21 protein-coding genes, 1 tRNA gene and 1 riboswitch are annotated in these 23,041 nt (G+C 36.0%); of the genes, 13 read left to right on the top strand and 9 right to left on the bottom strand.

Features of this window, described 5'->3' with window-relative positions:
- The 3 genes from A9178_RS19445 to A9178_RS17615 all read right to left on the bottom strand — a co-directional run.
- Window positions 1–286: hypothetical protein (locus A9178_RS19445; protein WP_231889884.1), on the bottom strand; the 286-nt coding region annotated here is incomplete at its 3' end.
- A 63-nt stretch (window positions 287–349) separates the two neighbouring features.
- On the bottom strand, window positions 350–2,014 hold the full coding sequence (locus A9178_RS17620) for a sensor domain-containing protein (protein ID WP_068677614.1): 1,665 nt from the start codon (window positions 2,012–2,014) through the stop codon (window positions 350–352).
- A 98-nt stretch (window positions 2,015–2,112) separates the two neighbouring features.
- A complete protein-coding gene (locus tag A9178_RS17615) occupies window positions 2,113–5,106 on the bottom strand; it encodes an EAL domain-containing protein (protein WP_068677612.1) in 2,994 nt (997 codons plus the stop codon).
- A gap of 355 nt (window positions 5,107–5,461) precedes the next feature.
- Here A9178_RS17615 and A9178_RS17610 point away from each other — a divergent pair, with 355 nt between their 5' ends.
- From A9178_RS17610 to ahpF, 3 genes are all read left to right on the top strand, one after another.
- Window positions 5,462–6,007 carry a hypothetical protein gene (locus A9178_RS17610; protein WP_068677610.1) on the top strand — a complete coding sequence of 182 codons (546 nt, stop codon included), beginning with the start codon at window positions 5,462–5,464 and terminating at the stop codon, window positions 6,005–6,007.
- A gap of 262 nt (window positions 6,008–6,269) precedes the next feature.
- A complete protein-coding gene (gene ahpC, locus A9178_RS17605; RefSeq protein WP_068677608.1) occupies window positions 6,270–6,833 on the top strand; it encodes an alkyl hydroperoxide reductase subunit C in 564 nt (187 codons plus the stop codon).
- Between the two features lie 17 nt (window positions 6,834–6,850).
- Entirely contained in the window at window positions 6,851–8,383 is a 1,533-nt protein-coding gene (gene ahpF, locus A9178_RS17600) for an alkyl hydroperoxide reductase subunit F (protein ID WP_068677606.1), read from the top strand.
- Between the two features lie 73 nt (window positions 8,384–8,456).
- On the opposite strand, the gene A9178_RS17595 is transcribed toward ahpF, so the two are convergent.
- Entirely contained in the window at window positions 8,457–9,611 is a 1,155-nt protein-coding gene (locus A9178_RS17595; RefSeq protein WP_068677604.1) for an acyl-CoA dehydrogenase family protein, read from the bottom strand.
- Window positions 9,612–9,883: 272 nt separating this feature from the next.
- On the opposite strand from A9178_RS17595, the gene A9178_RS17590 reads away from it, so the two are divergent.
- Genes A9178_RS17590 through A9178_RS17575 form a run of 4 tightly spaced genes read left to right on the top strand, consistent with a single transcriptional unit; the run spans window position 9,884 to window position 12,915 of the window.
- Window positions 9,884–10,633, top strand: coding sequence for an amino acid ABC transporter ATP-binding protein (locus A9178_RS17590; RefSeq protein ID WP_068677602.1), 750 nt, complete (start codon window positions 9,884–9,886; stop codon window positions 10,631–10,633).
- 17 nt (window positions 10,634–10,650) lie between these two features.
- The gene (locus A9178_RS17585; protein WP_068677600.1) at window positions 10,651–11,475 is read left to right on the top strand and encodes a transporter substrate-binding domain-containing protein; all 825 of its coding nucleotides are present in this window, start codon (window positions 10,651–10,653) and stop codon (window positions 11,473–11,475) included.
- A gap of 38 nt (window positions 11,476–11,513) precedes the next feature.
- Window positions 11,514–12,218 (top strand): amino acid ABC transporter permease, encoded by a 705-nt coding sequence (locus A9178_RS17580; protein WP_068677598.1) that lies wholly within the window; start codon window positions 11,514–11,516, stop codon window positions 12,216–12,218.
- A 1-nt stretch (window position 12,219) separates the two neighbouring features.
- Window positions 12,220–12,915 (top strand): amino acid ABC transporter permease, encoded by a 696-nt coding sequence (locus A9178_RS17575; RefSeq protein ID WP_231889883.1) that lies wholly within the window; start codon window positions 12,220–12,222, stop codon window positions 12,913–12,915.
- 58 nt (window positions 12,916–12,973) lie between these two features.
- Here A9178_RS17575 and A9178_RS17570 read toward each other — a convergent pair whose 3' ends face one another.
- The gene (locus A9178_RS17570) at window positions 12,974–14,443 is read right to left on the bottom strand and encodes an aldehyde dehydrogenase family protein (RefSeq protein ID WP_068677596.1); all 1,470 of its coding nucleotides are present in this window, start codon (window positions 14,441–14,443) and stop codon (window positions 12,974–12,976) included.
- Window positions 14,444–14,681: 238 nt separating this feature from the next.
- On the opposite strand from A9178_RS17570, the gene A9178_RS19535 reads away from it, so the two are divergent.
- Window positions 14,682–14,816 (top strand): hypothetical protein, encoded by a 135-nt coding sequence (locus tag A9178_RS19535; protein WP_255376736.1) that lies wholly within the window; start codon window positions 14,682–14,684, stop codon window positions 14,814–14,816.
- Between the two features lie 20 nt (window positions 14,817–14,836).
- Here the strand turns inward: A9178_RS19535 and A9178_RS17565 are convergent, their stop codons facing one another.
- Window positions 14,837–15,433 carry a DNA-3-methyladenine glycosylase gene (locus A9178_RS17565; protein ID WP_068677595.1) on the bottom strand — a complete coding sequence of 199 codons (597 nt, stop codon included), beginning with the start codon at window positions 15,431–15,433 and terminating at the stop codon, window positions 14,837–14,839.
- Window positions 15,434–15,734: 301 nt separating this feature from the next.
- On the opposite strand from A9178_RS17565, the gene A9178_RS19740 reads away from it, so the two are divergent.
- The gene (locus A9178_RS19740; protein ID WP_197482216.1) at window positions 15,735–15,872 is read left to right on the top strand and encodes a DUF763 domain-containing protein; all 138 of its coding nucleotides are present in this window, start codon (window positions 15,735–15,737) and stop codon (window positions 15,870–15,872) included.
- 112 nt (window positions 15,873–15,984) lie between these two features.
- Here A9178_RS19740 and A9178_RS17560 read toward each other — a convergent pair whose 3' ends face one another.
- Window positions 15,985–17,028 (bottom strand): hypothetical protein, encoded by a 1,044-nt coding sequence (locus A9178_RS17560; protein ID WP_197482215.1) that lies wholly within the window; start codon window positions 17,026–17,028, stop codon window positions 15,985–15,987.
- 446 nt (window positions 17,029–17,474) lie between these two features.
- Window positions 17,475–17,547 (bottom strand) — tRNA-Val (locus A9178_RS17555).
- Window positions 17,548–17,696: 149 nt separating this feature from the next.
- On the opposite strand from A9178_RS17555, the gene A9178_RS17550 reads away from it, so the two are divergent.
- From A9178_RS17550 to A9178_RS17540, 3 genes are all read left to right on the top strand, one after another.
- Complete coding sequence (locus A9178_RS17550) at window positions 17,697–18,854, top strand: MFS transporter (protein ID WP_231889882.1); 1,158 nt, start codon at window positions 17,697–17,699, stop codon at window positions 18,852–18,854.
- Between the two features lie 172 nt (window positions 18,855–19,026).
- Entirely contained in the window at window positions 19,027–19,419 is a 393-nt protein-coding gene (locus tag A9178_RS17545; protein ID WP_068677591.1) for a hypothetical protein, read from the top strand.
- Between the two features lie 75 nt (window positions 19,420–19,494).
- A complete protein-coding gene (locus tag A9178_RS17540) occupies window positions 19,495–19,692 on the top strand; it encodes a hypothetical protein (RefSeq protein WP_068677589.1) in 198 nt (65 codons plus the stop codon).
- 164 nt (window positions 19,693–19,856) lie between these two features.
- Here A9178_RS17540 and A9178_RS17535 read toward each other — a convergent pair whose 3' ends face one another.
- Window positions 19,857–20,972 (bottom strand): methionine biosynthesis PLP-dependent protein, encoded by a 1,116-nt coding sequence (locus A9178_RS17535; protein WP_068677587.1) that lies wholly within the window; start codon window positions 20,970–20,972, stop codon window positions 19,857–19,859.
- Window positions 20,973–21,187: 215 nt separating this feature from the next.
- A riboswitch (SAM riboswitch) is annotated at window positions 21,188–21,288 on the bottom strand.
- Between the two features lie 246 nt (window positions 21,289–21,534).
- On the opposite strand from A9178_RS17535, the gene A9178_RS17530 reads away from it, so the two are divergent.
- Window positions 21,535–23,031 carry a spore germination protein gene (locus A9178_RS17530; protein WP_068677620.1) on the top strand — a complete coding sequence of 499 codons (1,497 nt, stop codon included), beginning with the start codon at window positions 21,535–21,537 and terminating at the stop codon, window positions 23,029–23,031.
- Window positions 23,032–23,041 lie beyond the last annotated feature (10 nt).

Genomic DNA, 23,041 nt, shown 5'->3' with positions numbered 1-23,041 from the left:
AGGTAGTGCTGATATCGGAGTAGGTAGTGCTGATATCGGAGTAGGTAGTACTGATATCGGGAGTAGGAAGTGCTGATATCTGAGGAGAAGTGCTGATATCCGAGGAGAAGTGCTGATATCTGAGGAGAAGTGCTGATATCTGGGGAGAAGTGCTGATATCTAAGGAGAAGTGCTGATATCCGAGGAGAAGTGCTGATATCTGAGGAGAAGTGCTGATATCCAAGTAGGAAGTGCTGATATCCGAGCAGCGAGTACTGATATCCCTGCCCCGAATGCCGACTCCCATACCCAATTCCCGGTTTGAAACAAAAAAGCATGGCAACTAACAACCCCATTGCCATGCTCTATCTCATATAATAGAATCGTCCCAAATTTTATACGTATTCCTTCCATCTTCTTTCGCTTCATACATCGCTTTATCAGCAGTTTTCAGTAACAAATATTTTGTTGCATCTTCAGAGGGAGCCATCGCAATCCCCATGCTTGTTGTTACTTTTAGTTCATACCCTTTAATATTCCATGGCATTTGCATGATTTGTTTGATATTATCGGCTATCTTTACTGCATTTTCACTGGATCCGATACTTGGTAAAAGAGCAATAAATTCATCGCCACCAAGTCTTGCCACCATATCCTTTTTCCGGATGGCTTGGCTTACTCGTTTGGCGAACTCTTTAATGACCTCATCCCCGATATCATGACCTAATTCATCGTTAATGTTTTTAAATTTATCAATATCCATCATGATAACAGCTAAGCCATCTTGTTTTATTTGAAAATCATCTAAAGCTTGTTTTATTTTTCGATTAAACAAAAGTCGATTAGGTAAGCCTGTTAAATAATCATGTAAGGCAAGTTGTTCTAATTTGTCGTTATATTGTTTCCTTAATTGAATGTCCCTAGTTAAAACAACCATATATTTTAAGTTGTTTTGGTCATCGAATACGGGAGTTCCGCTTGCTTCACACCATATGGGTATTCCTTTATGGTTAAATTGTCTAAGTTCAATATTGAAGGCTTCTGCGTTTCTTAGTGAATGTAATATTTCTTGTTTCAGCAGCATTTCGTCGTCTGGATGTACATGATATAAGAAAGATTTTCCGATATATGCGTTTTGGTCAAAGCCCAATATATGTTTATAAGATGGGGAGGCATAAAGAATATTCCCATGACTATCCAGTAACGTAATTAAATCATGAGCGTTTTCTGCAATAATTCGGAAACGTTCTTCACTTTCTTTTAGTTGTCTTCTTGACTTTAATGCATCTGTGACGTCTCTAAAAATACCATATATCCCGATTATTTCATTATCTACAATGATAGGTGTTACCTTAAATGAAACATCTATTTTCTGACCTTTCTTAGATAAAATCCTAAATCGGCTATATTCTGTAACTCCGGTGACTGCCTGCATTAATAACTTTTTTATTAGATGTACATCATCTTTTACTACGATTGAATTAATGGTTGCACCAATTAATTCAATCGGGGTGTAGCCTGTAACATTTTCAACAGCTAGATTTCCATTTGTAATCCGACCTTCTAGATCGAATGTGAAAATGGCGTCTGGGTCATGTTGATATAAAGATTGATAACTTTTTTTACTTGTATTTAATTCCGCCAATACTTTTTTGATCTCTGTTTCATGCTGTTTTTCTTTTGTAATATCTTTGACAACTGCAACAATCTTCGTAATCCTTTCATTGTCATCAAACAATGGGGATAATGTTGTTTTTGAATAGTGTCTATCACCTGATGGAGACAGATAAGAGTCTTCATAGGTGACTTTTTCCCGAGTAGTGACTACTTTCCTATATTTTTTATATAAAAACTCGTAAAAATCTTGTGGGTAAACTTCTTTAATTGATTTACCAAGTACGTTCTTCGTTAAATCGGTACCAGTTATCGCTGCACGATTTAGAAAATCATAGATAAATAGGGATTCTTGTGCAACACGAATCACGAATACCTTATCATCTATAACGTCCAACAATTCTCTATCCACATAAGACATTCCTTTTTCCTCCGCTATAGGTTTACAGTATGTTTTTCTTTCAGGAGAGTAAAAAGGTACCTCCTGCATAAGTGCAACTAGGGCATTCGTTCAAGAGCTTAGCGAATGCCAAGTTTTCTAAAAAATAAATAAGAATCTTCATAAATAAATTCAGTATCCGGTATGTTCTTGTTTAGATAATGAAGTGTACTCATTTTATTAATCATTTCTGCTAGATAATCTTTCTCCTTTTGATTTAAATGAAATTCTACTCCATAGTAGTAGGTATCCCCAAAGTCTTCGGTTTTCCAAACAATTTTCCCTTCTACCTCGAACAGTTTTCCTAATAGCTTGAACTTGAACAAATAATTAATATCACGATGAATTGGCAGTTTTAAAGAAGTATAGATTTTAATACCACCTATGCTGATGTTGTTAATTAAAACTTCCGTTGTTCCAAGGTTTACTCTCCGGTTTTTTACTTCGATTATAGTCATTTCACCAAGTAGAAGATGAGGAAATTCGAAACGATAATAACTTCTTCGTTCCATTTGGGCCACTGTATTTCTAACTTTGTTTTTCTGTGGTTTTAGAAATCCGGTAACCATCATTTTTTCAAATATCTCTACCGGAACTGGTTCTGAAAAAAGATACCCTTGAATTTGTTCACATTCTTTTAGTTTTAAGAATTCAAGCTGCTCGTATTCTTCCACACCTTCAGCGACTATCGATAGATCGAGCCCTTTTGCTAAATGCATAATGGAGGAGACTATGGCAGTTTCTTTTTTATTATCATTATGAATATTGTCAATGAAGGATTGATCAATCTTAATGATGTCTACTTCAAATTCTTTTAAATATTGAAAAGTAGAATAGCCTGTCCCAAAATCATCAATGGCTATTTTTACACCTAAGTTTCTCAATTCTCTTAGTGTTGAAAGGACTAGTTTGTCATTTTGCAGTACTGTTCTTTCTGTAATTTCAAATATTAAATATTTGCCAGGAATCTGATAAAGTTCAAGCTGTTGCTTTACTAAATCGATTAATCCCTTTTTTAAAAAACGAATCGGTGAAATATTAATAGAAATAGGGCGAATCGTATAATCTTTATCCTTCCAATCTTTAAGTTGCGCGCAAACCTTTTGAATCACCCAATCACTTAGTTCATTAATTAAATGATTTTCTTCGGCCAATGGGATAAATTCCCCAGGAGAAACCATTCCCCAATCCTCATGCTTCCAACGTATTAAGGCTTCTGCACCAAGAATAGTCCCTCGATGTGGATCGACTTGTGGTTGGAAAAAAATTTCAAATTCTTCCTTATTAAGTGCTTTTCTCATATCCTTTTCAAGAACATACTTTTTATAAGAAGGAATGTCTTTTGTAAAGGAATAAAGTTGATAATTATTTTTTCCTAGTTTTTTCGCATGGTATAAAGCAGCGTGGGAGTTCTCTAATAGAGTTAATTTTTGCTGGCCATCATCTGGGAAAAAACTAATTCCAATACTGGTTGTGACATAAAGTTCATATTCATTAATCATTAACGGTTTTTCAATTTCTTTCATAATTTGTTCCGCAAATGTAAAGACAGCATTTTTCTCGGAATAATCTTCCAATATAATGACAAAATCGTTACCAATAATACGTGCTACATACCCATCCTTAGGTAGATTTGCAATTAATCTACTAGCTATTGTCTTTAACGCATGGTCTCCAATTTGATGCCCTAGGGAATCGTTTATTACGTTAAATCGGTCAATATCTAAATAAAGAACTGCAAAAGAATTATTTTCTTTACAAAGGGTATCTAATTTTTCATAAAGACTTTGCTGGTTTGGAAGTCCCGTAAGCGAATCGTATTTTGCCATGTAATTGATTTTTTCTTGCATTTCTGTTTCTGCACTAATATCCGCTACTATTCCGAAGAGGTTAGATATATTTCCATCCTCATCCACCCATGGAATCGTTTGTTCGTAAAGCCATTTCGTAGTTCCATCAGCACTAGATAATCGATAGGTAAGTTCTATTTTTTTCCCTTGCTTTAGTGACTCATATTGTTGGAAAACATTACTACGATGGGCGGGAAGAATCATTTCTTTCCAACAATCTGGGTCTTCGTAGAGATTGGCTAAAGGAATTTTTAAAATATCCTCCAATCCATTTGAAGCAAAGATAATCTTTCCGTCCACATGTTCTCGCATCCAAATTCCAACATTTAAATGGTTAAAAATGAGCTTTAGTTTTTCGTTTGTATATGTTAATTTATTTTCCAAATGTTTTTGGACAGTAATATCATAAACAACCCCAACTAGTTTATAAGGTTTTTGATTTTTCCATATCGCATCTGCTTGTACTTTTATGTACCTGAGTTCTTTTGTTTTGCCATGATTAATACGGAATTCTGTTACATAACTAGTTCCTTTTTTCGCAGACTTATAAACAATTTCCCGCGTTACTTCATAATCATCTGGATGGACATATTCGAATGGTTTTTCCATGGATATATCTTCTTTATACTCCAAGCCAAATAATTCGAAAAATCTATCCGAATAAAGTATTCTATCTTCATCTATGATGTATTCCCAACTAGCAATATTGGCAACGTCTTGCGCATGGATTAAATGTTCTTTACTAAGTTCTAATGATTCTCTTAACATTATGTGTTCTGTAATATTATCAATAATTAGGTAAACACCTGCAGTTTGCTGATTGCCAGCTTTTATCGGAATAAAGGTTAATAAGAGATAAAGGGTTTGACCACTTACTGTTGTAATATTTATTTCATGTTTTTCCGACTTTCCTAATAGCGTATTTGTAAATGCAGTACTGAGAATATCATAGGTTTGTTTGGAAACTAATGATTTAAAATCTGTTTTTTTATGAGGGTGAAAACCAATTAGTTCATAAATATAATTGCTGTTCTGTGAAATGACCTCCCCATCCGGTGAAAAAACAAAAATAGTATCGGGATGATAGACCGCTAAAGAAGCGTAATATTCTAGTAGATTGAATTGTACATCATTCGTAACATGGTTCTCATATTTATTTGTATTATGGCCTTTATTTAGTAATTGTTTTAAGAAGTTTGGTTTGTTCGGACTGTAGTGAGCCATAACATTTCCCCCTTGTAAACTGGTAATTATTACAATTGTAACGCGTTTGTAATAATTATGTAATATGATTATAGACGAAAAGCCCTAGTTTGGGAATAGGTTTTTTGCAAAGGTTTACACAAGAGCCGGAGGGACAGGTCCATCGTCCCACATCTCTTTTCAAGATCATTATTGGCATTAGCAATTGATATATCAGCAACCGCGCACCCTATATCAGCAATCACACATCCTATATCAGTCCTCGCTATCTATATATCAGCAACCCGCGCAAAATCCATATACCTTATAGATGAATTTCCTCTAGTAGAGTATTTCTATGATAAAATAACCTCATAATATTGTAGGAGTGTTAGATATGGACGCAGAAATTCAACGTTATTTTGCTAGCTTAGAATCACAAGATAAACAAAAGCAATATGAAGCATACAATCATATCCTTGAAATAACGGAGAAAGAAGTAGAGTGGGCCTATGAGGTTTGGGATCAATTAGTAAAAGATCTAACCGATCGTGATAATCATAAAAGATCAAGAGCTGCACAGTTTTTGTCCAGTTTAGCGATAAGTGACCCAGAAAAGAGAATAGTTGAGGATTTTCCGGAGATATGGGAAGTGACGAAAGATCCAAAATTTGTTACAGCAAGACATAGTTTACAATCTATATGGAAAATCGGACTTGCTGGGGAAGAACAAAAGAAGTTAATTTTACATCATTTATCCGATCGATTTAAGACTTGTACTAATGAAAAGAACTATACGCTCAGACGTTTTGATATTATCCAAGGAATGAAAAATTTATATGATATGGTGCAGGATGAAGAAATTAAGGAACTTGCATTGGGGTTAATCGAGATGGAAGAGGATAATAAATATAAGAAGAAATATGCTTTGGTGTGGAAATAGAAGAAAAAAAGATACGATTGTCCTTTTAGGTTGGATAGAAAAGTCTAGCTATTTGGAGAAAAATCAAGGCATAAAAATATTTGTTTAGGCAAACCTTATTATTATTTAAATGATAATATTATTATTGACTGATAATTCCGATTTCATTACTATAATGTTCATAATTATTATAGCTTAATTAGTTGACTTAATGGTAAATATATACAATAATTAGTATTGAATTAAAATTATTACAATTAATATTTTTAGGAGGATATATACTATGGCATTAATTGGAAAACAAATTGAACCATTCAAAGCACAAGCTTATAAAAATGGAGATTTCATCGAAGTTTCTGAACAAGATTTAAAAGGACATTGGAGTGTTGTTTGCTTCTATCCAGCAGACTTTACTTTCGTTTGTCCAACTGAACTAGAAGATCTTCAAAATGAATATCCAAAATTACAAGAGCTAGGTGTGGAAGTATTCTCCGTATCAACTGATACTCACTTTACACATAAAGCATGGCATGATCATTCAGATGCTATTGGTAAAATCACTTATGCAATGATTGGTGACCCTTCTCATCAAATTTCACGTATGTTTGAAGTATTAGTAGAAGAAGAAGGTCGAGCTGATCGTGGAACATTCATTATTGATCCAGATGGCGTTATCCAAGCTGTTGAAATCAATGCAGAAGGAATTGGCCGTGACGCATCTATTCTAATCGATAAAATTAAAGCTGCACAATATGTACGTAACAATCCTGGTGAAGTTTGCCCAGCTAAATGGAAAGAAGGAGCAGAAACTCTTAAACCAAGTCTAGACTTAGTAGGTAAAATCTAAGGGAGAGCGATTATAATATGTTAGATGCAGAAATAAAACAACAGTTAGAGCAATATCTTGGTCTATTAGAAAATGATGTTCAATTAAAGGTCAGTACAAGTTCTGACAAAACATCTAAAGAGGTGCTCGAACTTGTTGATGAACTAGCTAGTATCTCTACTAAAATTAAAGTAGAACATACACAACTAGAAAGAACACCTAGTTTTAGTGTGAATCGTATTGGGGAAGACACTGGAATTACATTTGCTGGTGTTCCATTAGGTCATGAATTTACTTCACTTGTGTTGGCATTACTTCAAGTAAGTGGTCGCGCACCGAAAGTGGAACAAAAAGTCATTGACCAAATCAAAGCAATTGAAGGCGAACATCATTTCGAAACGTATGTTAGCCTTAGCTGTGAAAAATGTCCTGTAGTAGTACAAGCATTAAATATCATGAGCGTTCTGAACCCTAACATTACTCATACCATGATTGAAGGTGGAGCTTTCAAAGAGGAAGTAGATGCGAAAAACATCATGGGAGTACCAACTATCTTCTTAAATGGGGAATCCTTCGGTAATGGACGTATGGAAATTGAAGAAATCCTTGCAAAACTTGGTAGTGGTCCGGATGCATCAGAGTTTGAAAATAAAGAACCTTTTGATGTGCTTGTTATAGGTGGTGGCCCAGCTGGAGCAAGTGCTGCGATATATGCTGCACGTAAAGGTATTCGCACAGGTGTTGTTGCGGAACGCTTCGGTGGCCAAATCTTAGACACAGCAGCTATTGAGAACTTTATTAGTGTAAAACATACAGAAGGTACCAAACTTGCAGCTAGTCTTGAAGAACATGTGAAAGATTACGATGTTGATGTTATGAATCTACAACGTGTTGCCAATGTTGAAAAGAAAGAAAACTTTGTTGAAGTTGAATTGGAGAACGGTGCTGTTCTAAAGAGTAAAACAGCTATCCTTTCAACCGGTGCGAAGTGGCGCAATATAGGTGTCCCTGGTGAAAAAGAATATGAAACAAAGGGTGTTGCTTACTGTCCGCACTGTGATGGTCCTTTATTTGAAGGAAAACATGTAGCAGTTGTTGGTGGCGGAAACTCTGGTATTGAAGCTGCTATTGATCTTGCAGGTATTGTAAAACATGTTACAGTACTAGAATTTTTACCAGAACTAAAAGCTGACTCTGTACTTCAAGACCGTCTTTACAGTCTTCCTAACGTTACTGTTATCAAAAACGCAGCAACAAAAGAAATTACAGGTGATGAAACAGTAAACGGTATTAGCTATGTGGACCGTGAAACAGAGGAAGAGCACCACATCGATTTAGAAGGAGTATTCGTACAAATTGGTCTTGTGCCAAGTACAGGATTCCTTAAAGATAGTGAAGTTGAGCTTAATAAATTCGGTCAAATTGTTGTAGATAAGACTGGAGCTACAAATGTCCCAGGAATTTTTGCAGCAGGTGACTGTACAGATAGTGCTTACAAACAAATTATCATTTCGATGGGATCAGGTGCAACAGCCGCTTTAGGCGCATTTGATTACATGATTCGAAACTAATTCATATAAAGAAGTCGCTTTACTATTTTATGTAGGTAAAGCGACTTCTTTTTTTTGGCCCCTAAGCGAGGGTTTAGTTTTTATCGGAAATAGACTTTCCAGCTAGTTGCATGATAATCATATCGTCCATTGGGGGATTGTGTAACCCAGCACGTACATCGCGATAATAACGTTGTAGATCACTTTTTTGTGATAAGCTCCTTGCACCAACAATTTTCATAGCTAAGTCGACAACTTCTAAAGCTTTATTAACAACGGATAACTTTACGGCGCCTAGTTCCGGTCCCATTGTTAATCTTGTTGCTTCATCCCCACTATCCCACTTTTTGGCGATAGAATATAGGAAGTTTTTAGACTCTAAAATAAGAAGTTCCATTTCACCAATTTTTTGTTTTACAGTTGGTAATTCTGATATGGTGCCCTTGATGCTATTCGGTGAATAAGATGTAGCAAATTGGATGGCAGATTCTTGTGCTGCCTGAGCAATTCCAAGATAACATGCAGGTATATGTAATAGCCATCCAGCTGGTTTTTTCTTACCTGGATTTATTTTTTGTACAAGATCATCTTCTTCAACATGAACATTTTTTAATACTAAATCATGGCTCCCTGAAGCGCGCATAGCGATTGAGTCCCAGGTTTCATCCACTTTAACTCCATCTCTTTCTCGTTTAATGAGGAAATTTCCTACCTCATCTGTACCGTCTATTGAGGCGCTAACAACAAAGTAACTTAAAATGGGTGATAGGGTTGTGAATGTTTTACGGCCATTAATTATCCACCCTGTACTGTCCTTAGTTGCATGGGTTTCTGGTCGGCCACCACGTGTGGGACTTCCTGTAGCCGGTTCAGATGCAGCATTATTAAGTAAAGCACCTGTCTGAACGACATTATGTGCTACGGAAGCATATTTCTTTTCATCCCAGTCTTTGTTTTCACCAAGATGTTTCATAATACCCATATGCCAACCGATGGAAAGGGCTGTCGAACCATCTGCTTTTCCGATTATTTCTTGGTATTTTAGCATCTCGTATAATGAGATTTCGAGGCCACCATATTTCTTAGGTAAAGTTAGTGCAGGATAAGCAATTGACTTCAAGTCATTAAAGTTATCAAATGGGAAACTTGCATTTTCATCATGTTCTTTTGCACGTTCCTTAAAAGGTTTCACTGTTTTTAATAATAAATCTATTCTATCTTCCATACTTTGTAGTTGTAATAAATTCATATTAGACCCTCCATATTAGTTTTTCTATCAATTTAGTTGGAATTATATTTTATTATTTCACCACTATAACAAAATTTCAATTTATTTAACTGGTATTATAAAATTATATGAATACTGAATTTTTTGCCAAATCCATAAACCCTAGTTGACAGGTAGTAATTATATGTTTAAAATAGATTGAAATAGATTACTATATTGGAAAAATAAGTTAAAGAATAAATATTGGGATAATTTATCGGTATAGGGAATGTTTCAGGGGGTGAGTACATAAAATGCTATCTTTAAAAAATTTGGAAATATCATTTAATAATGAGCAGGTATTAAAGGGAATAAATTTAACCGTTAACAAAGGTGATGTTGTCACCTTAATCGGTCCTAGTGGTACTGGAAAAACGACATTGTTAAGATGTATTAATTATTTGGAAAAACCAGATAATGGAGAAATCTTATTAGGAGACATTCATCTAGATTATACATCGATTCGAAAAAAAGATATCCTAAAAATTCGTCGAAAAACTGCTATGGTTTTTCAACAGTATAATCTTTTTAAACATAGAACAGTTATTGAGAATGTGATGGAGGCACAAATCGTCGTACAAAAAAAATCGAAAGAGGCTGCATATAAGAAAAGTATGGACGAATTGGAGAAAGTTGGTTTACTAGATAAAATAGATGCCTACCCTTCACAACTATCAGGAGGTCAACAACAAAGGGTTAGTATTGCCAGGGCCTTAGCAGTAGAACCAGAAGTAATCCTATTTGATGAACCAACATCAGCACTCGACCCTGAATTAGTGGGAGAAGTTTTAAAAGTAATTGAAAATGTTGCTAAATCAGGAATGACCATTGTGTTAGTTACTCATGAAATGTCTTTTGCGCAAAATATTTCCACAAAGGTTGTTTTTATGGATAAAGGTAACATTGTGGAAGAGGGGACCCCAACCGAAATCTTTTATCAGTCATCAAATGATAGAACAAGGGAATTTTTAAATCAATTTTATACAGAAAAAAATTCAATATAGAAGGGGAGTTGGTATGTATGAAAAAAATATTAGTTTTCATCGGTTTGATTAGTTTTAGTATTCTACTTGCCGCATGTGGAAGTGATAGTGCTTCTGGAGATGGAGAGTCTGAATCGGGTGTTAGGACAATAGAGGTTGCCGTGCCACCTGCAGCAAAACCATTAAGCTATACTGAAAATGGGGAATTAACTGGTTATGAAGTCGAGATACTAAAAAAAGTAGATGAAAAATTACTAGATTATGAGTTTAATATTGTAGGTGTTGGTGATAGTGCAGCAGAGGTCGGATTAGACACTGGGAAATATGATTTAATCGCTCAAGGCATGTTCTTAAGTGAGGAACGTGAAGAAAAGTATTTAATTCCTTCCGAAAGTAATGGGGCAAGTTTGATGAAAATTTATATGAATGAAGATAATAAAGATATTGAAACACTTGAGGATTTAGTGGGAAGGAACATTTCTCCACCTAACCCATCCGGGGGAGTTTTTAATTTTTTAACGAATTATAATGAGGAAAATCCGGATAATCCAATTGAATTCAAAACATCGGACAGTGGTATTTCCTATGCGGATCGATTGAAAGAAGTAGAATCTGGAAAATATGATGCTTTAGTTTTACCGTCTAATCTTGGTCAAAATGAAATTATTGATCAAGCTGGTTTACAGATTCATACGACAGAGCCAGTAAAAATATTTCCAACTTATTTTCTCATTCATAAGACAGAAGAAAATGAATTGTTAAATGAAGAAGTAAGTAAGGCACTTTCGGAATTGAAGGAAGATGGTACACTATCTGAGCTTTCCGTGAAATATTATGGGGAAGATGTTTTTCAATATGAATAAGGAACATTAACGAAATGAAATGAGGGGGGAACACTAAAATGGATATTACATTTATGCTAGAAATACTCCCACAATTTTTAAGCGTCCTTCCAATAACATTGATGATTATTGTTGTTTCAAGTCTAATTGGTTTTCTTTTAAGTATTTTGGTAGCAGCGATTCGTATCAAGAAAGTGAAGTTGCTAAACCCTTTAATGGGCATGTACATCTCATTCACAAGAAGTACACCAATATTGTTACAGTTATTTTTAATTTATTATGGTTTACCAGTCGTATTAGCATTAATGGGAATCCATATCAATGATATAAATGCAACGACTGCCTCTATTATTACTCTAATCATATATAATGGTGCCTACATGTCGGAGGTTATACGCCCCGCATATTTAGCGGTGGAGCGTGGTCAACATGAGGCGGCTGATAGCTTGGGATTTTCTTCTTTTAAAAAACTAACACGTATTATCATTCCACAAGTGGCCCCAATAGCACTGCCGGGTTTAGGCAATGCTATAATTTACTTGATCCATGATACCTCCTTGGTTTTCGCGATTGGTGTTGTGGATATTATGGGCTTTGCTAATATTATTATTTCTAGCAATTATGGGATGAACCAAATTGAGATTTATTTAACGATTGCGATTATTTATTGGATGATTTCCATGGTTTCAGAACAAATTATTAAATACTTAGAAAAAAGAAAACAGCGACTTCCATATAATGGAACAGTAGAGGAGGCAGCGTAATATGATGTTTCAATTAGATGTTTTGATTGAAAACCTTTTTGGCATATTAAAGGTTGTGCCTCAAACATTATTATTAGCTGTCATTATCCTTATTTTATCCTTATTTATGGGGGGATGTCTTGCTCTAATTCAACGGAAAAAAATACCAATTATTTCTTCGTTGATTTCAGTGATGCAATCTTTTTTGAGGGGTACTCCAAATGTTGTTTTACTATACTTAGGTTATTACACCTTACCTTATATTGTTCAATATATAGTTTCTCTTGTTGGAATAGATTTTAATCCTCATCATTTACATCCTGTAATCACGGTTATTGTAGTATTTTCAATTAGTTTCTCCGTTTTCCAATCGGAAACAATTAGGGGATCCATGCATTCGGTCGATCATGGACAGATTGAAGCGGCACACTCTTTGGGATATAGTTTCTTTCAAACATTACGGAAGGTGGTTGTACCTCAAGCACTTGTTGAGGCACTCCCTGATATAATGAATTCATTTTTAGTCATTATCAAAGTTTTATCCTTAGCGTATTTAATATCGGTTGTAGATATTTTTGGACAAGCGAAATTGTTGGGGGCTTATAATTTTAGCTATATAGAGGCATTTGTTGCCGCGGCTTTAGTCTATTGGGCTTTGTGTTCTTTTTTAACTTTGCTTATTAATAAATTTGAACTTCGTTTAAGGAAAGGCTTTTAAAAAAAGTCGTTTAACCTTGTTTAGTGGTTAGACGACTTTTTATTTATAATTTTTTGTTTCAGCGTAAGTAATCCGTGCTAAATGGACTTTCGCGTTCTTCTGTTTGGACAGAAATCCACTGTACTGTTGAAAACTCTTCCAGTGACCATTTTCCCCCAAATCGTCCGATACCTGAAGCTTTTTCACCGCCAAAGGCAATCAATGGTTCGTCATTAACACTTTGATCATTGACATGGACCATTCCAGTTACAATTTGTTTTGCTACTTCCACTCCTCTTTCTGGAGATGCGGAATGGACAGCACCACTTAGACCAAATGGAGAGTCGTTGGCGATGCGTATAGCATCATCATCATCTTCAGCTGGAATAATCGTAGCAACTGGTCCGAACATTTCATTTTTTGCAGTAGCAACATCATTTGTACCTGTTAATATCGTTGGGTGCATCACGTTACCTTCTACTTTTCCTTCTAGAACAACTTTAGCACCTTGTTTTTTCGCTTCGTTAATCTGTCCAAGGATCCTTTCAATGGCTTCATGGTTAATTAATGGTCCAATTAAATTATCTTTATTTTGTGGATCTCCAACTTTAATCCTTTTCGCTTTTTCAACAAACGATTCTACAAACTGTTCATATTTATCTTTATGAACAATAATACGGTTGATTGCCATACAAATTTGACCATTGTGCATAAACTTACCGAATAGAGCGGAATTTACAGCTCTATCTACATCCGCATCTCCAAGGACAATCAACGCGTTATTCCCTCCGAGTTCAAGGGCAACTTTTTTAACATTCTTTCCACAAAGTTCTCCAATATGGCGACCTACAGCAGTAGATCCAGTAAAGGAAATAAGTCTTGGAATAGGGTGATCTACAAATGTGTCCCCGATTTCTTCGATACTAGGAATAACCACATTGAAAAGCCCTTTTGGCACACCAGCTTCTTCAAAAACCTTTGCAAGTAAGATACCACCTGTAACTGCAGTCTGTTCATCTGGTTTTAAAACAACCCCATTTCCGCATGCGAGGGAAGGTGCAACCGTACGCATTGAAAGATACATTGGGAAGTTAAACGGACTAATTACTCCTACTACCCCAAGTGGCTTACGATACAATCTATTTTCTTTTCCTGGAATCATGGAAGGAACAATTTCTCCATGCATTCTTAGTGGAAAGGATGAAGCTTCACGAGTTATCGCGATAACAAAGTCTACTTCCACGTTTGCTTTTAGATGGGAAGAGCCACCTTCATTAATAAGGTGATCTACAAATTCTTCTCTTCTTGATTCAATAATTTGCACCGCTTTTTCCATAATGGATGAACGTTCAAATGGATTTAAATCCATCCATTCTTTTTGAGCCTTCTCAGCGGATTGATATGCCTCATCAATATCTTCTTTATTAGCCATTTTAATTGTTTGCAAAACTTCATCGTTATAAGGATTTTTCACTTCATAAACGGTTTCTCCCTTACCATCTCGCCACTCTCCGGATATGTAGTTTTTATTAAGATTTTCATAAATCATTCCAAAATCAACTCCTCTTTGTCGTTTTAATTACTGTTATAGTATTTAACTTTGGGTTATATATTATCCGTATCTAGGCTGGTATCGATATGAAAAATCTATACCAATAACATTTAGAGATAAAGAAGAAGTGTTAATCCCTCGGTATTCCTTATTATACAATTTTTAGACAACTTTAATTAGCAAAAAACCAAAGTGGTATAATGGAATAAAAAGTTCATGGAGGTGAACAGACAACATGAATACAGTTAAAGAGCGTTTACTTAAAATTATTGATGAAGCACATATATGGCGGGGTTTTGCGTACACATGTGAAAATTATATTGATTTGGAAACTAGGAATTTAAAAAAGAAAATGTCCCGCAATGAATAAGCAAAAAGACGGATTTTGATTTATCGGGTTTTTGGAGAAACAAATTTGTTTCCGGCGACCCAAAAGCGCCACGGATAATGAACAGCCTCACCCGTATTCTGTATGCCGATTCGTGGTCCGGTTGTAATATGTTCAGGTTCTATGTCTTTTCCTTTTGTAATCCAAAGTGGAGATTTATCAAGTGGAAGACCATAGTCGGCCATGGTAATACCGAGTGCCTTTGTTAATTTACCCGGACCATTTGTCCATTGAATTTCATTTTTAGCCTTTGGTCTCCTTTTGGCTATTAGTTCTTCACCGGAAAAGGGTTCTACTGCCCTAATAAGAACGGCATGTGGTTGATCGATTTCACCACTGACTACGTCAAACAGACAATGTGTATGCATGGAATAAGTATAGGCGACACCAGGTTCGCCATACATAACCTCGGTTCGTTTTGTACGGCGGCCGCCGAAACTATGTGCCGCTTGATCAGTTGGGCCCATGTATGCCTCCGTCTCAACGATGATGCCCGAAGCGGTACCGTCAGGTGTTTCTTTAACAAGAAGACATCCAAGCAATGCTTTTGCAAGTTCAAGCGTTGGTTGATAATAAAATTTTCTTTCAAATGGTTTCATCAGAGGTTTCTCCTTTACAGCGAGCTTATCATTTGTTCTCTATTATCATCCGATTTAAAACCAGGGATACTACCAGGTTAAATAAGTTTATCACTTATATATTAATCATAATCAAAATTTTTATGTGCTCTTAAATAATTGTTTTCTTTGGTAGGTGGAACGTTGATAATTTATCGTTAATGATTTAGGTAAAAGTTGGAACTAACCGTTGACTAGCGGCTATGATAAAGTAGTTAGTAAATGAGGTGAGTTCGATGAAAACAGGTGTAGCCGCCCCGCTCCACGGTGGTCATTGTCCCCCATGGTTATTTACAAAAATGAAAGAGTTAGGATCCGCGATGCGATTATTCAGGTAATGGTAATGGAATATGGAACATCAGAGGTTTTACGAAGGTTGTCAGAATCTATCTGGTTCCAATCCTTTGGTAGTGTAACCTGATTTGAGTGGCATTCGTCCGGCCTTACAACGGTCGTATGTGGGGCTCTTAAAGAAGGATTAAGACAGGAACAAGGAGAATTAACGGTAACTACATAAAGAAAAAGCGCCGAATTTATTCGCCGCTTTCGAAATCTTTAAATATCCCGTTTGATCTTTCTATTATCTCTTTCAAAATAGCTTCGTACTTTGCCGCAAGTTCTTTATGAAGTTCCTTGTCGCCAGCTTCATAATCATTGACTACCATTTCGAAGCCGGTTTGTTGTAAGTCACCGAATAGTTTGGACATACCTAATTCGTCAATTTCAGTTTCGAAGTATGCTATATCATAAAGCGATTTTTCTACAAGTTGCATCTCGGCAGTATAGTCCATTTGATTTTCCCTGAATTGCGAATCGTGCGCCCAATTATCGGAAAGATCATTGACGAAACTTTCAAGTGAATCATATTCCGAAACTCCATCTTCTCCATGCGTAAAGTGACCAATTTCAAGCTCATTTGCGGGCATACCTCCGCCCGTCCATGCTCTGTCAATTTCTGAAACATTTTCGCCATTCAACGTGTGTGTCACGCCAAATGTTTCACCTACTCCGTCGTGGTTGACCGCAATATCAAGGTCATGGAACAATTGCTTCATGTAATTGAATGCTTCCCGCATATCGTCGGGCATTGGCTCCCATTGATCTGCAAGTTCGACGGCTTCTATTGCTTCGCCGTTATGTCCCAAATGTGAAGTGCGAACAAATTGTAAGTGTCCGAGTACCGAACTTTGTAAGTGCAAATTACTCATATCTTCACCTATTGCTTTTCCTTCCGCCCATGCACCCATTTCATGTTGCAATTCCGAAATTGCTTCCGACTTCAAATAATACGTGAAGCCTTCGTCATTATTCGATTGTTCAATTCTTGGGTCATCCAGATCCGCGTCAAGGATTTCGATAGATTTCGTAATCCATTCACCAAAGTTATCACTACTTTTCCACGGAAGCAATTCTTCCATTTCTTGTTCAGCAACAACTTCTTCTTCCGCTTTGGCTGCTACTGTATTACTGTTTTCTTCTTCCTTGGTTTCAGTTGTTTCCGAATTACTACAACCTACAAGCAAACCACCAATTATAATTCCTGATACACTAAATTTTAAAAACTTATTCATAATCAAACTCACTTTCTACTATTTTCCGGTAACTTTAATTTTAAAGGAACTAATTAGCAAGTCAATGTCTCTCATACACTAATTCAATGTTGTTTCAATTTTATTTCAATTTTATTCTCATTTAAAATTGTTGTCTCATGTAATGATGAACTCCAAAGGGAGAGGTGCGGTTACGTAATAAAATTCGAATTATCGAATCACTAGACGTCATATAGAAATGTTAATTCAATCGACGGGGGAAAGTAACGACAGCGGGTAGATTTGACAATCAATTTGGACATAATGAGCTTAAAATAATGATTTGGAACAGTAAGACACGTTAACTGCTTGTGTGTAATTAGTGCAGTTTTAGTGCAATGCATAAATATTTAGGGGAAAAATCAGTTTTTATAAAACAAAGAAAAGGCATCAATCCCTTTAATACACAAAGGATTAACGCCTTTTACAGTTAATGATTCCAACTGGACTTGAACCAGCGACCTCTTGCCTGTCAAGCAAGCGCTCTCCCAGCTGAGCTATGGAATCGTATAATTAATCAATACATTTAATATAATCTGTTTTTAGCAATCTGTCAATCTTTATTCTTTGCCTATTCATACAACCTTCCATATTAAGAATTTCAAAAGCTCGTCTAATTTTCCATCACGCGCATACAATATTTTGAGGTGAAAAAATTGAGAGAAGCAGCTATTGACAAATTGCACATTTTCTTAGTGATGTTCTTCATTAGTTTAATCATGAGTATTCAATCTCCAATTTTCACTCCTTATGCAGCGATGGTAGGTGCGTCAGGTGTATTAATTGGTATTATGCTTAGTGTTTCACAGTTGGCGAATTTAACGGGAAATTTAATTGCTGGGCCTTTGGTTGATCGGTTTGGAAAGCGAATATTTATTACTCTGCCTTTACTTGTGTCAGGTATTTTGTTCATCGCTCACGGTGTTGTTGGGGATACGGTAAGCTTGTTAATACTTAGGGCCATGAATGGATTTTCCTTAGCATTTTTAATTCCAGCAGCATTGGCACTGCTATCAGGATATGCTAAAAATAGTGTGCAGCAAGGGAAAAACATGGCAATCAATGGAATACTAGGGACGATTGCTAGTATAGTGGCTCCAGTAATAGGAGGTCAATTAGGGGTGTCTATAGGATATGCCAATACGTATTTCGTAATAGGTTTAGGATTAATTTTAACCTCTATCTATACGATGAAATTTATAAAAGAAAGACAAATTGTTACGATGAAAAAGAACTCCAAGACGGTTTTGAGTTTGCTGGACGTTTTAACTACACCAGGTCTTCAAGTTGTATTTTTGACAGGGTTTGCGGTGATGTATATTCATGGAGTTCTTATTTATGAAATTCCTTATTTAACAGTAGAAAAAGGCTTATCTACTGCGGTAACCGGACAATTGTTTAGTTATTTTGGTATTGGTACGTTTTTATCGTTATCCTTGCTTTTTGTTAATAGATTCGACCCTGTGAAGCGATTGATCTTCGGCCTGTTTGGAATGTGTATAAGTTTGTTTGCGCTTTTCAATTCTCTTTTATCATTAAGCTTATTGATATTCCTCATTGGCGTGTTTTTTGGAATTATGATGCCAGCGATGGCTACCGCATTAACGGATGCAGTATCAAGTGAGGGGCACGGGAGAGCATTTGGCGTTATGTCAGCGGTCTATTCTTTAGGGATGATTTTCAGTACCTTTTTTACAGGCATCATTCGTGACTTTATTTCTCCTTATTTTATTGCATTTTTGATAGGAATGGTTGTATTGATACTGATTGGTTATTCGAAATTACAATCACCAAGTCCAACGAAGTCTTATTAATGTGTGCTCAAAAAGGAGGATGAAAAGGACCGAGCAGTTCGAGGCGGCTTAGCTTTGAGCAGCGGAACGTATGGGGTTAATACGTGAGTAGCGGAAAAGCAAGCCAACGAAGAAATGCGAAGTGTCATTTTTACCGGACTTTTTGAGCAACCTATTAGAGGGGGAAGGGCAAATGAAAAAAGTACTTCTACTTGTTGGAATTTTAGCAGCTCTTGGATTTGTTGCATATTTAGAAAATCCGGAAAATAACTATCACGGTTTTACTCCTGATTTACATGTCGATTCAACTCCTACTATTCGCGAAGAAATCGAAAAAGAAATCGAGGAGGAATCAATAGAAGCTTATGCTCATTTGGAGCAAGAAAGTATCCCTGCTTTATCAAGTGTGGAGCTTGAGTTGGTGGACACTTACGAAGAAGATGGCTATATGGTTGAAAAATACCGCAAATATGAGACATATAGAAATGATAATGGAGTTATAGTGAAAAAGGAACCGACTTCAACCTATGAATTTTTAAAATATAAAATAGATGAATCAACTGAATCTGCTAAAAGAAATAACTAAAACTGGCTAATCAATGGATTGGCCGGTTTTTTTGCTGGTAATAGTACAAAATATAAGAAAAGGAAGGTGATTAAAGTGGAAGAAAATAAAGGGAAATTTACTGTTACAGGAACTGATATTGAAGAAGTGAAACGAAAGAATGCAGAATCTGGACTATCGTATAATGAAGTAAAGGCATTACTAGCATCAACAGGAGGTCTAGAAACATCCCTTTATAGTAATACGGATGTAGAAGAAATTAAAAAGAAACTGAAATCTGATCAAACGGAATAAAGGGAAGAAAACAGTAGGAAAAGTTGCATGAACAGTCCGCTCTCACGGATATAAAATTCTTTCAAGCCGGTCGTGATGTTTAATAAAAAGCAGTCCAATTTATAGGTTAATTGGACTGCTTACTGATTTTATTAAGTAATAATTTATGTTCGAGTCAGTCTTGTTTAAACTTCCACCTTACTTAAAATGGAAAATACCTGTTTTAAGTCCTGAATCAAATCTTGTGCCTTTTCTATTCCAACCGAAAAACGTAGTAGACGATCATCAACTCCTCGTTCTATCCGTTCTTCCAGTGGTATATCAGCATGTGTTTGGGTGGCTGGATAAGTAATAAAGCTTTCGACTCCACCAAGACTCTCTGCAAATGTAATAACTTGAAGTTTTTGTAAAAAAGTATCTACCCAGTCACTTTCTTGTAATTTAAAGGAAAGCATCCCACCTTTACCTGGGTAAAAGACTTCACTAACCAAGGCTTCGCTCTTTAAATATGAAACAATCGCTTTTGCATTTTCTTCATGTTTATCCATTCGTAGTGAAAGGGTTTTTAGACCCCTTATTAAAAGCCACGAATCAAAAGGGGAAAGGACTGCACCAGATGCATTATGAATGAAAGCTAATTTTTCACAAATTTTATCTCCTTTAGCAACAACCAAACCAGCCAATACATCATTATGTCCCCCGATATATTTTGTGGCACTGTGAATGACAATGTCGGCACCTAAATCGAGAGGTCGCTGCAAATAAGGAGTCATAAACGTATTATCAACAATTAGTAAAAGGTTGTGTTTCTTAGTGATGTCTACAATAAGAGAAATATCAATTTCCTGCATTAATGGATTAGTAGGTGTTTCGAGAAATATTGCTTTTGTATTTTCAGTAATTAACTCCTCTATTTGCTCACTGTTTTCAAAATCGGTGTACCTCGTTTGAATATTGTATGTATCAGTATAATGTTGAAGCAGACGATAGGTGCCGCCATAAATATCTTCGGGTACAATTAACTGATCCCCTGGTTGAAATAAAGAAAGAACAAGCTGAATTGCTGCCATTCCTGAACTGCACGCATACCCGCTGTCACCATTTTCCAAATCGGCAATTCCTTCTTCCAATATGGTTCTTGTGGGATTTTTTGTTCGGCTGTAATCGTATCCGGTTGATTGACCTAGCCCTTGATGTTGGTATGCTGTTGATAAATAGATAGGTGGATTGACAGCTCCAGTTGGCTTATCACTTCTGTTACCAAGTTGAACCAATTTCGTTTCCATGCTTCTGTCTGTCATTTTTTCATCTCCTTATTAAAACTTGGCGTTCACCAAAATTTTAGGTGAATGCCTTAGTTGTACTTATGCAGGGGAAGAAAGTTTATACTTTTTTCTCTGCTAAATGAGAGCCCCTCCTCAGAAGGGCCCTCTTTCTTCTTATTATTGTTATGTAAGTAATAAAAAGACCTCTTCTAAGGATTAGAAGAGGGTAGTTGCACAATAGCTATATACTCTTCTTATCTACAAGCGTTACACTTCTGGAATTGGCACAGTTCTATAAAAGTCTGTTGCCGAGGCTTCAAAGGGCCAGTCCCTCCACCTCTCTGGATAAGAAATTTGGATATTCAGTTAATTATTAAATATTACAATACACTTATTATGGTTAGTTGTCAATAATAATTTTGAAAATCTTTTATTTTCACGTAACTTAGGCTTAAGCGCCCGCTGACTAGCGAGATTTCCTTTACCTCTGTGCGATAAAGAAAACTTGTCGATTGGGGAAATTGTTCATACATAATTTTATCTATAACGTGGAAACTTAAGAGCTGTGAATACTTTATGATTGGGGGTAACTTGCTTGATGAAAAGATTATTCATGAAATCGAAAAAAAAGCAAATTTCACCAAAAACGGATCATGAGCAGGGTGTAGACCCCGATTTCGATGTAACGTTAGAACAATTTAAGAAAGCATACTTCTATCCAGTTAATACAGATTTTACCGTAAGAAATTTACATATTGGTGGGATAAATAAGCGGGCAGCCATTGTTTTTATTAATACGATTACAGACATTCAGGTTATAAATGAATTTGCTATTGATCCGTTAATTAAAAACCAAGAGCAAAATATTTTAATAGAAGATATTATTACGATTCAGTCCATGGAGACAAAAAACACGATAAACGATGCAACATTGGATATTAATAATGGTAATGCTGCGCTAATTATCGAGGGGGAAAGTAAGGTCTACATATTAAATGCTTCTAACTTTGAAGGTAGAAGCGTAGAAAAACCTGATAACGAAAGTGTTGTAAAGGGACCAAAGGAAGCATTCAATGAAAAGGTTTTTACAAATATTTCGTTAGTCAGAAAGAGAATCCGAGATAAAAACCTTATTGTCGAAAGCTCTATCATTTCCAAACGTTCCAAGAACATGGTTTACATGCTTTATTTAAAGGATATTGCCAATGAAAAATTATTAGATAACGTAAGAGAAAGAGTGAATGCGTTAGATACAGATGCTATTCAAAATTTATCGTTACTTGAACAATACATCGAGGAACGGAAATATTCTATTTTTCCCTCTGTGTTGTATACAGAAAGACCAGACCGAGCTGTTTCGTTTTTGGAAGATGGGTATATCGTTTTGTTAATGGAAAATTCCCCTGATTGCTTAGTTCTTCCTGCGACTTTCTGGTCATTTTTTCACTCGGCAGAGGATCATTATTTACGTTTTCCATATGGTAATTTTACTAGAATACTACGCATGCTCTCGTTCTTTATAACCATTTTTACCTCCGCGATATACGTAGCTGTAGTTACTTATCACATTGGAATGATTCCACCAGATTTATTACTAGCCATCGCCGCTACTCGCGAAAAGGTACCATTTCCAGCTCTCGTTGAGATAGTATTAATGGAAATAGCTTTTGAACTGATTAGAGAAGCAGGGTTAAGGGTTCCTACACCAATAGGGCCTACGATTGGAATTGTCGGTGCGCTTATATTGGGACAAGCTGCCGTACAAGCGAACCTTGTAAGTCCAATCGTTGTTATTGTCGTAGCGTTAGGTGGATTAAGCTCGTTTGCTGTTGGTGATATAAGTATGAATTTCACTGTTCGGTTAATTCGATTCCTTTTCATCTTTGCTGCGGGTCTTTTTGGAATTTATGGAATGACAGCAGTATTTGTTATGGGTATGTTTTATATGGTTTCTTTAAAATCATTTGGTGTTCCATATCTCTCCCCACTAACACCAAGTTATCAGTCTTCTAAAGATACACTTTTTAGACGTGCAATACCTAAGGAAGCCCTTAGACCTGGTTATTTAAAACCGAAGGATATAAAGAAAAGATAAGGAGATCCAA

Origin of the sequence: Oceanobacillus sp. Castelsardo (assembly GCF_001659985.1) — a bacterium.
Taxonomy (GTDB): domain Bacteria; phylum Bacillota; class Bacilli; order Bacillales; family Amphibacillaceae; genus Oceanobacillus.
The sequence above is the reverse complement of the archived record's forward strand: the minus strand, read 5'-3'. Positions and strand labels throughout refer to the sequence as shown.